At 38.7% G+C, this 14,901-nt stretch carries 9 protein-coding genes; 4 read left to right on the forward strand and 5 right to left on the reverse strand.

What is annotated here, in order from left to right; genetic code table 11:
- Positions 1–38: 38 nt before the first annotated feature.
- From WC614_05870 to WC614_05880, 3 genes are read right to left on the reverse strand one after another with little or no spacing between them, the layout of a single operon-like run.
- Entirely contained in the window at positions 39–932 is an 894-nt protein-coding gene (locus WC614_05870; protein MFA5032531.1) for an efflux RND transporter periplasmic adaptor subunit, read from the reverse strand.
- Positions 932–2,320: a TolC family protein gene (locus WC614_05875; protein ID MFA5032532.1), complete on the reverse strand. Its 1,389-nt coding sequence runs from the start codon at positions 2,318–2,320 to the stop codon at positions 932–934. Before WC614_05875 ends, WC614_05870 begins: the two co-directional genes overlap by 1 nt.
- A 17-nt stretch (positions 2,321–2,337) precedes the next feature.
- Positions 2,338–2,982: a TetR/AcrR family transcriptional regulator gene (locus tag WC614_05880; GenBank protein MFA5032533.1), complete on the reverse strand. Its 645-nt coding sequence runs from the start codon at positions 2,980–2,982 to the stop codon at positions 2,338–2,340.
- Between the two features lie 460 nt (positions 2,983–3,442).
- On the opposite strand from WC614_05880, the gene WC614_05885 reads away from it, so the two are divergent.
- On the forward strand, positions 3,443–4,573 hold the full coding sequence (locus WC614_05885; GenBank protein ID MFA5032534.1) for a hypothetical protein: 1,131 nt from the start codon (positions 3,443–3,445) through the stop codon (positions 4,571–4,573).
- A gap of 515 nt (positions 4,574–5,088) precedes the next feature.
- Positions 5,089–6,903, forward strand: coding sequence for a T9SS type A sorting domain-containing protein (locus WC614_05890; GenBank protein ID MFA5032535.1), 1,815 nt, complete (start codon positions 5,089–5,091; stop codon positions 6,901–6,903).
- Positions 6,904–7,617: 714 nt separating this feature from the next.
- Here the strand turns inward: WC614_05890 and WC614_05895 are convergent.
- Positions 7,618–9,840: a two-component regulator propeller domain-containing protein gene (locus tag WC614_05895; protein MFA5032536.1), complete on the reverse strand. Its 2,223-nt coding sequence runs from the start codon at positions 9,838–9,840 to the stop codon at positions 7,618–7,620.
- A 27-nt stretch (positions 9,841–9,867) separates the two neighbouring features.
- The gene (locus WC614_05900; GenBank protein ID MFA5032537.1) at positions 9,868–12,117 is read right to left on the reverse strand and encodes a two-component regulator propeller domain-containing protein; all 2,250 of its coding nucleotides are present in this window, start codon (positions 12,115–12,117) and stop codon (positions 9,868–9,870) included.
- Between the two features lie 381 nt (positions 12,118–12,498).
- On the opposite strand from WC614_05900, the gene WC614_05905 reads away from it, so the two are divergent.
- Positions 12,499–12,768: a hypothetical protein gene (locus tag WC614_05905; protein MFA5032538.1), complete on the forward strand. Its 270-nt coding sequence runs from the start codon at positions 12,499–12,501 to the stop codon at positions 12,766–12,768.
- Positions 12,761–14,572, forward strand: a complete 1,812-nt coding sequence (gene typA, locus WC614_05910) for a translational GTPase TypA (protein ID MFA5032539.1) — start codon at positions 12,761–12,763, stop codon at positions 14,570–14,572. The genes WC614_05905 and typA overlap by 8 nt, the downstream gene beginning before the upstream one ends.
- Positions 14,573–14,901: the final 329 nt, after the last annotated feature.

A 14,901-nucleotide genomic window follows, 5' to 3' on the forward strand; every position in this document is an offset into this window, starting at 1 on the left:
TTGTGATTTCGTGGCATATTTTTTATTTTTATATTTCTTTATTTTATAAGTTTTACTTTTGCCTTATCGGTTAATCCGTAATTTCCAAGAGTAATTATTTGTTCTCCTAAATTTATACCTGCTAATATTTCAACAAAATCGTTGTTTTCAAGCCCGATTGAAACTTCTTTCATTTCAGCCGTTTCTCCATTTAAAACAAATACGACTTTTTTATCTCCGTTTTCAACAACTGCTTTTGCAGGGATTACTATAACATTAGTATCTTCCTTTATTATTACATCTACATTTGCAAACATACCGGGTCTTAATTTATGTCCCGGGTTAAGAATGGCAATACTTGCTTGAGAAGTTCTGCTCATAGGATTAAGCACAGGACTTATTTTTATTAGTTTCCCATTAAAGATATCATTTGGATATGACGAAACCTTAATATTCGCTTTATTGCCTGTTTTTATGTAAGAGATATCATTTTCCGGAACATTTATTTCGACTTTTACCGCATTTATATTGGCAACCATAGCTACCGGAATTCCGGGAGCAACCATAGAGCCGGGATCTAAATTTAAATTTCCCACAATCCCGGATATAGGAGCGTTAATAACGGCAGGTTTGAAATCCATACCTTTTATGTTACGGTCTATAAGAGCAATCGTATCTCCTTTCGAAACCATACTCCCTTCCTTTGCAACATATCTTATAAGTTTCCCGGTTTCTTCAACGGGAAAAACATAAGCCTGCTCACTGCCAACTATGTTCCCTATATAAGGAAGAGTTTTGGCAATGGAACCATAAGAAGCGATTTCTACGGTTACTTCCGTAGGTTCGGCAACTTCTGCAGGTTTTTCTTTTACTTTTCTAAACTTTTCCGAAATACGAAATCCAACAAGTCCAACAAGCGCAATTATTACAATCCACATTACTAATTTTTTCATTATTTACCCCCTACGGCTTTTTCAAATGCACATTTTGCTATTACATAATCCGATAATGCTTGTAACCGGTTTGTTTTCGCCTGCATTAAAGCAAGCTGTGTATCCATTACTTCCAGACTGGTTGCCAGTCCATTATTATATCTTTGTTCGACTATTTTTAATGCTTCTTCTGCTTGAGAAATATTTTCTTTTTGTGACGTTACAAGTTTTTTTGCCTGTTCAAGTTGTAAATACGTTGATTGGACTTCCATCTTTATACCTTCTTTTATAAGATTAAGTCCGTGTTCTGCCTGAGAAAGTTGGGCGCTTGCCTGTCGCACTCTTCCCAGATTTTCAAATCCGCTGAAAATTTGCATTTGCGCTGCAAGCGTTACGTTCCAATCCGTTCCCCATTCATTAGTAAAATAAAGAGGTTTTTTATAACTATAATTACCTATGGCAACGATATTGGGCAAGTTGGATGTTCTGTTAATAAATAATGCCTTTTTCGCCATTTCTTTTCGCATATTCATTGACTTAATTTCAGGTCTGTTAACTTGAGCGATTTTTGTTGACTTCTCTAATTCTATTGTGATTGGCTCATAATCTAATTTCCCTTCCAATTTGATGTTTTCATTCTGCTTAAGTCCGAGCATTAATTTAAACCCGTTTTTTGCAAGTTCTAATCCATCTTTTGCTTTAATCAGCTGAGGTTCCATATTTGTTAGTTGAACTTTCACTCTCAATAAATCAAACTTTGAAGCAAGTCCTTCATTATATCTTTTTTCTATAACATTTGTATGTTTTTGCAATTGTTTATAGCCATCTTCAGTAATTTTTACAAATTCTTCCAGAACAATAATACCATAAAAAGCTTTGGTAACGTTAAGTATTAATTCGTTTTTGTTTTTTCTGTAATCTTCTTTTGTTGCATCCAGATTTAATTTGGATATCTGGTATCCACTAATGATTTTTCCCCAAGTGAATATAGGCTGTTGAACGGTTAATTGGGTAATATAGTTTTCCTCTTGTCCCATTGGAATACTAATGGTATCTGCTCCTATTATGCCGGGCACAACAGTAAAACCTATTGTATCCCCCATTGGCCCAAATACAGGCATTTGCATCATACCATAGCTTGGGCTAAGCATATCAAAATTGGACGTTTTGCCAAGTTTTGTATAGCTTGCGCTTGCGCTTACTTTAGGCAGAAAACCTGCCCCTGCAATCATAGTACCGGCATCGGCAGATTTTACTCCTGCCTGTTCTATTTTCATACTTTCACTATGTTTTAATGCATAATTGACAGCATCATCCAGAGAAAACGTTAAAGAATCCCCGGCGTATATACTATTAAAACATAAAAGACAAAACACCAGTCCCGTAATTATTTTTATTTCTTTTTTCATCTTTCTATTCTCCACTTTTATTTAATCTGTTTCCTGCCTACTTCTTTTTTAACTCCGTTTAAAAACATATCTATTATTAAGAGGGCATCTTTCTTAAAAGTTTTTTTCTCATAAATGATTAACCCGGCAATTGTGTTATGTATCATACCAAAAAGAATATAAGCGGATGCGTGAGGGTCTACGTCTTTAAACACACCTGATTCTGTACCTTCTTTTATGACCCGCGCAATGAGTATAGTTTGATTTTGTAATTTCAAAAGAATTCTTTCCCTTGCACTTTTTACTTGCATCTTATGCAGGAATTCTCCTCGTTCAGGAGAGAAAATAGAAACGAATTCCTTGTTTGCATAGAGATAAGATATTATTTGCATAACTATCTCATTAATTTTTTCAAATGGCAGTTTTTTGCTTTCAACTATATTTTTAATTAGAGATGTAAGCTTATCAAGATAATTTTCTATGAGACTAATAAATAATTCGTCTTTACTTTTGAAATGTAAATATATCGCTCCTTTTGAAAGTTCGGCTTTTTCGGCAATCTCTTCCATCGTAGCTTTTTCAAAGCCCTTTTTAGCAAATATCGTCTTAGCCGCATTAAAAATTTCTTCCCTTCGTCCCTGTTTTTCTCTTTCTTTTCTTGTTGCTTTTACTTCTTTTTTCATATCTTCGCTCTCCACATTCTGACCAGTCAGTATTTTTCTGACTACACGGTCAATTTAATAAATAAATTAAACTTGTCAAGTTTTAAAAAGAATAAAAAATAGTAAACACCCCGCGCACCATATAAAGTAAAGAGGCCACAGAAAACAAATTTCACTGCATAGGACACTGAGTTTAACAAAGAATAGATAAAATTTAGAGACAGATTTACAGAAAAGAAGCAGAATAGAAATCACGAGATTATAAGCACGGATCTCGGAAAAGGCTCGGAACTATCCCCTAAAAAATACGTGACTATAGCAAACCATACAAATGCTTTTTCAAAAGCGGTTTTGTATCCCATAATTCAGCTGTTTTTATAAGGATAATAAAAATTTTGCATAAATAATAAAAAATAATTTGACAAAAATAATAAAGAGAGCCATATTGCATCGTAATAGTAATATTAAGATGAAAATTAATATGCGGATTTGGTTATATCTTTTAGTGGTTGTAACGGTTATTAATATTAGAGGGGTTGCCGAAGCCGAAAACACCAAAGAAAACAAATATGAAAATGCTATAGGGACCGTTAAATATAAAGACCAGAGATTTAGTGCCCCATTAATTATATATGAAAAAATTGATGGTGCTGTAAAGTATAGTCACTTAGAGATTTGCCAGGATGGGCAGTTGAATTTTAATTACGGAGAAAGTTCCTTAGGAAGCAAACTCAAACAAAAGTATTTATCAAAAATAATTGAAACATTTAAGAAAAACATATGGGAAGAAGGTAAAGGGGATAGTTATGAGAAATGGGCTTGTTCCGACTCGGGAAATGGAATTATCAGATATAAATTAACATTCAAGAAAAAGACTTTTTATACTTCGTCAAAAGATACTCTTTCGCAGGTGTTTTTAAATATTATTCCTGAATTAGATGAACTGACAGATGCGATTAAGCAAAAAGAAAAAGAATTATGGAAAAACGTATTGATACAACATAAGAATATTCTTTGCGTATGGGAACGGAATGATATATTAGGTATTCGCAAAAACGGAAAGGTATATTCCATCGGGAAAAAAGGAATCTGTAATTTTATAAAAACGCTTGAACAGGATGAAATGCAACAAATGATTAATCTTTTTAATGAAAAAAAAGTTTTCGAGTTAGGAATAGTGATGCAAAATTTCACAGAGAATAAGGAGGAAGATTCAGTGCCCGGAGTTGCAGTAAAAAACATAAAATCAGCTTTTACGGATTCTATGCTAACTGAAAGTACCGTGCCTATGAGAATAGAAATTATCGGACCACTTATGGGAAGGAAAAGAGTTAAAGTTCCGACAATACCATATCCTGATTGGGTAATAAAACAGGGGACAGCAGCATCTTTTTCAATGCAGTTAAATGTAGATTCCGCAGGGAATGTAATTGGCAAACCAGTGATACTATCAAAAACGGGATACCCGGATTGGGATGATATGGTAGTAAAATGGGTAGCAGAGCACTGGAAATGGGAAGCGATTTCTTTTGGGGAAACGCAAGGCTGCATAAAAATTCAATTTCCCCCTAATGCACTTAAGGAAGAAATGCATAAACCCGACTCTAAATAGTAGCAATTATTCGATAATTAGGTTACCCCGGATGCCAAACAATAGGTTTTCTCCACAAATGTTGCAACAGGCAGAAACAAAGACAAATAAATTAGTCCAACCCTGTGAACGGATAATCAGCCTAAGGCGGATCGCAAAATCCAACTAAAAAAGTAGAAGGTAAAAAGAGCAAATGGCACAGAGAAACATTTTCACCGTAGATCCTCCTGAGACAGACAGAAAATATTGAAAAAGATTAATTTTTAAACGGAAACCCGTGAGGCAAAAACACCTCGTTTCAAATAACTCAAAAAATATAGGCTGGACTCATCTTTTATAAGAGAATACCACCCAACATCTATGTCCCCCAAATTGTTATAAAAATATTTACAATGAGGTAAATACACCCCATTTTTCCACACTATTGAATTTTCTCTTAAAAGGCAAATCCCTTATCAAACAATGGGTTTGGGGCATAAAGAATTAATGACATAGATATTGCTGTATAACTAAAGTGAAAAAGGAAGGAGGCCAACATGACAAACATATATATTCTTCTGCTTCTTGGGGCTGTTTTGAAAATACAGACGAATTGGTATACCGGTCCCGGGAACCATAGTTCTCTTTTGAAATGGGAGAGCAATTTTGACACTTGTTCCAATATTGTTTTCAGTCTTCCGAATCAAATTTCTCTTAAACCCTATGGAATTGATACGAATAATTGGAAGTTATATACAATAGAGGCAAACTCTTTGATTGGCGGACATAATTTAATTGTTCCTGTGGATATAGATTTGGATGGACACTACGATTTAGTTGGAGCTTTTTCAAAATTTGTCGTCTGGTACGAACAAGGGGCTTCGTTCACTTTTACCAAACATATAATCGATTCAACTTTTACTCTTGGAACTAACGGAACGGTATGGCCTTATGATTTGGACAGGGATGGTGACAGTGACATTGTGGTTTCCGGTGATAAGGGGTTCCTGTGGTTTGAAAACAACGGCACAGTGTTTACCCGTCATACGATAATATCCTCCGTGGGGTGGTTTTTCTCAAGAACCGCAGATATTGACAACGACGGGGATATTGATATGGTGGCTCAAAAATACGACAGCGCCATCGCGGGCAACAAATGGGAAGGAACGGTTTACATTTTCAAGAACGACGGCAGTATGAACTTCTCAAGTTCAAAGCTTGCCAAAGCAGATACCACATGGAGAACAAATTTTGCGGACTTCAATAATGACGGGTTTGTCGATATCCAGACATCTGCGTATAATGCCAAAAGCGTAAGGGTATACCTGAATGATAAGGCGGGGAATTTCAATCTTGTTTTTAGGTATGGGAACGGGAAACAGCTTGACGGCAGTTGGCCCAATGATGTAAATGCAGATGGATTTATGGATATAAGCGTCAGCGCCCAGAGCGGAGATTTTTTCTGGTTGGAGAACAACGGGCTGGGAAACAATTTTATCTTTCATCCCATTACAAGCGGAACGACAAAATACGGAGACGGTGGAATGGCAGTGGACATAGATATGAGCGACAAGGTAGATATAATCGGAGGCTATCATGCAATTGGCTGGTTTGAGCAAAGCACCAGCGGAGGATTCAAGGAACATTTTTTGGGGAATGCAACGGATTGTCACTGGGTATACGGGTGTAATATGGGAAAAGGCCCTTGTGGTGAAGTATCTGACATTGCTATGGATATTCTTTATACAGACAAGGGCAAATTTGCATTCTGGAAAAATCTGATGGTAAAGGGTTACGAGGACCACGCATGGCTTGAATCGTCAATACTTGATGTCTCCAAAAAGGTCGCTTGGCTTAGATTCGGGTGGCATGATTGCGTGCCTGACGGTTATACTATGACGTACAGGGTTAGATGCGGATTAACTATGGCAGATGTTGAAGCATCTAGCTGGAGCGCACCGATGAGTTATTCCGGCGATAGTCTGAAAGGGATACTTCCTGCGGGGAGATACTTTCAGTATCGCGTGGAGATGGACGATTGGTTCGGAAATGCCGGAGGAGTGGCAATTGTGGATACAATATGGGTTGAATACGAAGAACCTCCCACCGGAATAACGGAAGCCGAACAGAAAAAAACGCTATCCTGTTCTTATAATATAGCCGAAAAGAAGATAGCCTATACACTTGCAAAAGAGAGTAATGTGTCTTTTAGAGTATACGATATAACGGGGAGAGCTGTAAGTGTAATAGATGCGGGAAACAAAAATGCAGGCAATCATACGCTCGAATTTAATTTCCCGGCGGGAATTTACCTTGTGAGACTGATATGCAATACCGGGACTGCCACTGCAAAGTGTATTGTTATGGAATAAGGGTTAGTTACTACAAAGAAGCCCTTCGGAAGATTTCCGAAGGGCTTCTTCTTTTTACTATCTTCCTTCGTACTTACCACAAAATATGAACTTAAAAAGCAAAGGAAAGAATTTTTTCCCAGTAGAACTGGATAACTTGGACTAAGTTTCTAATGGAACAAAGTCCAACTAAGGACGCAGATTAACGCAGATAACAACAAGATTAAAAAACAGAGAAACATAGAGATAAAATAGAAAAAGATATAAAAAGGATAAACAGAATTAGGATATTCGCAGAGAACAAAAAAGAAAGAAAAGTTTTTGGGTTAATGGAGAACGGAAAATCAAACCACAGAAAAAATCCGGCCGGCAGGCAGGGATTCACACAGATTTACACAGATTAGAAAAAAATTATCACACTCTGCAAAGGGAAAAACAACTAATTTGCCACAAAAGCACGAAAGCACTAAAAACTAAACACGAAAGGGCAGAAAACAAAAAATTTCAACAGAGATTAAAAGCCCCACTTTGTGGCCACCGCCAAGGAGGCGGGGTGTCGCTTCACGCCAGATAACAATCCCTAATCCAGCCCAGCTTTGCTGGATAACCAGTCTCTAATGCTTCCAGCAAAGAGACTGTAACATAGCTGGAAAGGGCTTGCTAAAATTATATAAGAGTTTTATTTCTATTTCTCTTAAAGTCTCTTAAAGTCACTGTTTATAAATCTTTAATCTTTTATTTCATCAAGATTAACTTCTTTGTTACTTTAGAAGTGCCGGTGGAAAGGGTTAGAAAGTAAACGCCCGTTTTTAGTTTTAGTTCGTTTGCATTGAGAGTTAGATTGTAAGTACCTGCAGGTTTGAGTTCGTTGATTAAAGTCTTTACACATCGTCCCGATAAATCGTACAGTTTGAGAGTTAAAAGTTGAGAGTTAAGAGTCGAGAGTTTCGGCAACTGATAAGTGATTACTGTTGATTTAATAAAAGGGTTTTTGTTTATTTTCAAATCCAAATTCCGAAATCCGAAATCCGAAATCGAGGATTCTTCTACTGCCGCGGTATTATATACTACAATGCCGCCACCATAAGTTCCAATCCATATATTATTTCCTTCTATTGCAAGTACATTTATATCGTTATCCGGCAACCCGGAGTTTGAAGTGTCGTACACAGTCCATGTAGTTCCATCAAATTTCGCAAGACCCTCATAATAATCATCAATAGTATACGCAGGATTATAAGTACCCATCCAAATATTACTTCCTTCTATTGCAATAGCCCCAACACCGTTATAAGGCAAGCTAGAATTTGAGGCGTCAAACACAGTCCAGTTAGTACCGTCAAACTTCACTAGTCCACCACTAGTCCCCATCCAAATGTTGCTTCCTTCTACTACAATAGAATTAACACGGTTCGTAGGTAAACCGGAATTTGAGCTATCATACACGGTCCAGTTAGTTCCGTCAAACTTCACAATGCCACTGCGAATGGAATAATAATGGTCAAAAGTACTCATCCATATGTTACTCCCTTCTACTGCAAGAACATTGACACAGTTATGAGGCAAGCCGGAATTTAAAGTGTCATAGACGGTCCAGTTAGTGCCGTCAAATTTAGCAAGTCCACCATTCCAAGTACCCATCCATACATTACTTCCTTGTATCCCAATAGCCATAACCGCGTAATCCGGCAACCCGGAATTTGATGAGTCGTATACAGTCCAGTTAGTGCCGCCGTCAAACTTTGCAAGACCACCATATTCGGCTTGAGAATATTCAGCGCCAATCCAGATATTGCTTCCTTCTATTGCAATATCAAAAACAGCATTGCCAGGTAAAGCGGAATTTGAAGGGTTGAACGAAGTCCATGTAGTTCCATCAAATTTTGTAAGACCACCACCATAAGATTGTCCCGTAGTTCCAATCCAAACATTACTTCCTTGCATTGTAATGGCACAGACATAGTTCTCAAGCAAACCGGAATTTGAAGTATTATACGCAGTCCAGTTAGTACCGTCAAATTTTGCAAGACCACCACCACAAATACCCAAGGTCCCCATCCAAACATTGCTTCCTTCTGTTGCAAGAGAAATTATAGAGTTATAAGGCAACCCGGAATTACTCGTGTCATACACAGTCCAGTTCGTGCCATCAAACTTAGCAAGACCGTCATAAGTGCCAATCCAAATATTACTTCCCTGTATTGCAAGAGTCCTAAGCCAGTTATTCGGCAACCCGGAATTTGAAGCATCATACATAACCCAATTAGTATTATCGAACTTTGCAAGATATCCGTTAGTAGCAATCCATTTGTCGCCAGTCGTCCCTTCTATCCCAAGAGCATATACAGCACCAATATGCTCTCCGGAATTTAAGGAGTCATATACAGTCCAGTTAGTTCCGTCAAACTTTGCAAGGCCACTATTATCCCAATCACCAGTGGTGCCAATCCAGATATTGCTTCCTTCTATTGCAATAGCATTAATCCGGTTATTAGGCAAACCGGAATTACTCGTGTCATACACAGTCCAGTTCGTGCCATCAAATTTTGCAAGACCCTTATAAGTGCCAATCCAAATATTACTTCCCTGTATTGCAAGAGCAGTGACGCTACTCGGCAACTCGGAATTTGAGGTATTATACGCAGTCCAGTTAGTACCGTCAAACTTCACAAGACCGCCAGCACCAACCCATATATTACTTCCTTCTATTGCAAGCGTATTGATACTATTATAGGGCAATCCAGAATTTGAAGCATTATAAAATGTCATTTCTGAAGTAGTTTTGTTCATTTTTACGAGACCACCCTCAGTGCCAATCCATAATTCAGTTGCGTTATCGGCAATAGCCGTGACACATTGGCCATCGGTATAATTGGTCCAACCTGCGTGTTGAGCAAAACTGTTAGATACAACTGCGGTAAGAATAAAAACAGAAAATAAAAAAACATTTTTTCCCATCTTTCCTCCTTTCTACGTTATTTAAGTTTATTTCATCAATATTAGTTTCTTGGTGGTTTTGGAAGTGCCGGCAGAAAGGGTTAGAAAATAAACCCCTGTCTTTAGTTTTAGTTCTGTTGCATTGAGAGTTAGATTGTAAGCACCTGCAGGTTTGAGTTCGTTGACTAAAGTCTTCACACATCGTCCCGAAAGGTCATAAATAGTTAACAGTGTATTAGTATAATAGTTATTAGGAGAAGAGGAATTCGAAGGAATGGAATAAGTGATTACTGTTGATTTAATAAAAGGGTTCTTATTTATTTTTAATTCCAAATTCCGAGATCCGAGATCCGAAATTGATGATTCTTCTAGTCCCGCGGTATTATATACTGCAAGGCCATTATTGGTTACAAGCCAGATCTTGTTTCCTTGTATTGCAATATCACCAACGGTGTTCCCGGGCAACCCTGAATTTGAAGTATCATATACAACCCAGTTTGTACCATCAAACTTCACAAGCCCTTCATCGGTTCCAATCCAGACATTACTCCCTTCTATCCCAAGAGCATAAATGTGGTTAGAAGGCAAACCGGAATTTAAGGTGTCGTACACAGTCCAGTTTGTGCCGTCAAACTTTGCAAGTCTCCCCTTTCCATCCAGTCCATCCTGCGTAACATCCCAAGTGCCAACCCAGATATTATTACCTTGTATTGCAAGACGTCCAACACGGTTAGCAGGTAAGCCGGAATTTAAGGTATCATAAGCAGTCCAATTAGTGCCATCAAACTTAGCAAGTCCAGCACTACCACTTCCATAACAATCCCCGGTACCAATCCAGATATTATTTCCTTGTACTGCAATAGCATTGACAAGGTTATCCGGTAAACCGGAATTCGAGGTGTCATACGTAGTCCAGTTAGTGCCATCAAACTTTGTAAGACCATTTCCCATACCTCCATTCCACGTGCCAACCCAGACATTACTTCCTTCTGTTGCAAGAGCAATGACGGTATAATCAGGCAAACCTGAATTTGAAGTATCATATACAACCCAGTTTGTACCATCAAATTTTACAAGCCCACCATCGTAAGGATTGTCAGATCCAATCCAGATGTTATTTCCTTCCATTGCAAGCGCATAAATTTGATTGCCAGGCAAACTGGAATTCGAGTAGTTAAAAGCAGTCCAGTTAGCGCCATCATATTTAACAAGTCCACCCAAAACACCATTCCAACGAGTCTCACAGATACCAATCCATACATTAGCCCCTTGTATTGCAAGAACATTTGCTCCATTGGAAGGCAACCCGGAATTTGAAGTGTTAAACGTGGTCCAGTTAGTGCCGTCAAACTTTGCAAGACAACTCTCACCGCCATAAATATCAAAGGTCCCCATCCAAACATTGCTCCCTTCTTTTGCAAGAGAAAGGACAGTGCTATGAGGCAACCCGGAATTACTCGTGTCATAAACAGTCCAGTTAGTTCCGTCAAACTTCACAAGTCCAACCAAAAAAGTACCAATAAAAATATTACTCCCTTCTATTGCAAGAGCATAAATATTGCTCGAATTTAAGGTATCATATAGAGTCCAGTTCGTACCATCAAACTTCACAAGACCACCATAAGCCATTCCAATCCATTTTGCACCAGTCGTGCCTTCTATTGCAAGAGCATTGACAGTACCAATAAACTCTCCGGAATTTAAGGTGTCATAAACAGTCCAGTTAGTTCCGTCAAACTTTGCGAGACCACCATTAGGCCAATAGCCAGTGGTGCCAACCCAGACACTGCTTCCTTCTATTGCAATAGCATTAATCCAGTTATTAGGCAACCCGGAATTTGAGGTGTCATATACCGTCCAGTTCGTACCATCAAATTTTGCAAGACCACCCCACGAAGTACCTATCCATATATTACTCCCTTCTACGGCAAGAGCACGAACCCTGTCATCAGGCAAACTTGAACTCGAGGTATTATAAACCGTCCAGTTGGCGCCGTCAAATTTTACAAGTCCACCCCAAGTACCAATCCAAATATTACTTCCTTGTATTGCAAGAGCCCGGATATCGTTATCAGGCAAACCAGAATTTGAAGCGTTATAGAATGTCCTTTCTGAAGTAGTTTTGTTCATTTTTACAAGTCCACCCCAAGTACCAATCCATAGTTCATTACCGCTATCGGCAATAGCCGTGATATATTGTCCGTTGGTATAATTTGTCCAGCCAGAGTATTGAGCAAAGGAATTAGAAGCAACTGCGGTAAAAATAAAAACAGAAAATAAAATATAATTTTTTTTCATAATTTCCTCCGTTTAGAAAAAAACTATAGAATATAGAAATCTAAATGTCAAAGAATAAATAAAACAGATAACAGAAACATATAGCCACCCCGCTCACCGCCAAGGCGGGATCTCCGACATAGCGGGGTAAACTCCAGCACTAAAACACTAAAAAATAAACACGAAATTGAAAACACAGATATCATAGAAAATAGAAAATTTCAACAGGGATTGGAAGAGATAGCAGGAAACCAAGAGAAGAAAGACGCGAGGATAGAACGCCATAAATATAAGGGGATACGGGAATAAAGAAACAGAGAGCAGGTTTGTTTTTTGTTGACAAAATTGAGTTTGTAGGCTAAAAATATAGATAAGGAACAAATAGCTAACAAAATGTTTAGTATGAAAATGACTTGTTGTAAAGGGATGGAGCGGTTACAAACCGTTCCCTACGGAACTAACAAAACAGACTGGCTGTCAGACAAGAATGCCTGCCTGACGGTAGGCAGGTCTGACCTACCATTGCCACAAAATATTCTTTCTCAAACCTGCAACAAGAGTGAGATTCTTCGTCTTCGACTCAGAATGACAGAAGGCGGACAAATGTCCGATCTACCACAAATAAAAGACATACATATTAGGCAGAAAGAAAGTGAGATAAAAAATGTATAAAATAATAAATATTGCAATCATTTCACACGTTGACCACGGAAAAACAACCTTAACCGACCACCTGCTCCGGCAGGGAGGAGCTTTTGGCGAGGGAGATGAAGTTCCCGATTTGGTTATGGATTCCAATGAACTTGAACGCGAACGCGGGATAACCATTTTTTCCAAAAACTGTTCTATATATTACGAAGACTACAAAATAAACATCGTTGACACGCCGGGACACGCGGATTTCGGTTCGGAAGTAGAACGCGTATTGAAAATGGTTGACAGCGTTCTTCTATTGGTAGACGTAAAAGAAGGCCCAATGCCCCAGACAAAATTCGTTCTTTCAAAAGCGCTTAAACTCGGCCTCCGCCCTATCGTAGTCATCAATAAAATTGACAAAATCGATAAAGAAGGAAAACGAGCACAGAAAGTAATCGATATGATTTTTGACCTTTTTGTCAAACTTGACGCAACCGATGCTCAACTTGATTTTCCCGTTGTATATTGTATTTCCAGAGAAGGAGTTGCGCAATACAACATCGGGGAGAAAAGTACTGACTTGAAACCACTTTTCCAGACCATTCTTAAACATATACCGCCATACCCTAACAAAAGCGAAATGCCATTACAACTGCAGGCGGCAAACCTCAAGTATGACGATTATGTGGGAAGAATAGCGGTTGGACGAGTAACGAGCGGACAACTTATAAAAAATATGGATGTCGTAGTTTGCAAACTTGATAATTCAATCCAACCTGCCAAGATTGTTAAATTGTCCATTTTTGAAGGGTTAAAACAAATAGAGGCGGATTCGGCGCAATGCGGAGACATCGTCGCGGTTGCGGGAATGCCCGATATTACGATTGGAGAGACAATATGTTCGGCATTAAACCCATTACCAATGACACCGCTCCAAATAGACGAACCGACTTTGACTATGGACTTTCTTGTTAATGATTCACCATTTGCAGGGCGTGATGGAAAGTTCGTTACAAACAGTCACCTGCGGGAACGACTGGGACGGGAACTTAGAACAAACGTAGGATTAAAAGTTGACCCTATCGGCGGAGTTGAAGGGTTCAGGATTTCGGGCAGAGGAGAACTCCATCTTTCCATTTTACTGGAACAAATGCGTCGCGAAGGATACGAGGTACAGGTATCCCAACCAAAAGTAATTTTGAAAACGATTCACGGGGAAACGATGGAGCCGATGGAACAAGCAATAATAAGTGTTCCCGATAGGTTTGCGGGAACTGCAATCGAAAATCTCGGCAAAAGAAAAGGGATAATAGAAGAAATGAGTTCCAAAAACGGGACGACAACTCTTGTTTACATCGTTCCAACACGTGGACTGTTGGGATTCCGTGCGGAATTTATAATGGCAACCAGAGGCGAAGGAATACTTTATCATTCTTTTGCTCGTTACGAAAGATTCAAAGGAGAAATCGCCACCCGTAATAACGGAGTATTGATTTCCGGGACCACAGGAAAGTCAGCTTCTTATGCGCTGGGAAACTTACAGGACAGGTCACATCTTTTCATCGGACCGGGGGTTGAAATTTATAAAGGGATGATTATCGGGGAAAATGCCCGTAAACAGAATATGATTGTCAACCCCTGCAAAGAGAAGAAACAAAGCAACGTTCGCGCGGCAGGCTCGGATGACGCTATCCAGTTGACAGCTCCAATCAAGTTGACATTGGAACAAGCGCTGGGATTCATCGAGGATGATGAGCTGGTAGAAGTCACGCCGAAGAATATCCGTTTGAGAACACGTGGAAGAGTAGAGAACAAAAAAGTATTCTTTGATGATGATTGAGAACTGTAACTGAAATTTAGCCCAGCTGAGCTGGATAGAAATTTCTAATGGCTATCGCCAAAGAGCTTTCTACCATGGATAAACATGGATTAACACGGATAACAGAAAGAATTTTATCCCCTGCTACGGCACGCGAATTTACACGAAAAACAGACAACAGAATTAATCCGCCACAGATTCTATTCTTACGGCGACGCAATGTTTATATTATGAACCCACTACCGGTAAAGACATCGGATGTTTCATTTCCTTATCCAGTTCTTTTATTAATTGCACTGCAACGGAATCATAAGGATGATACACTACCCATTTCTCCAACAGTATTTTTG

It is taken from the genome of bacterium (genome assembly GCA_041649255.1).
Taxonomy (GTDB): Bacteria; Hydrothermota; UBA3073; order JACQXS01; family JAQTXJ01; genus JAQTXJ01.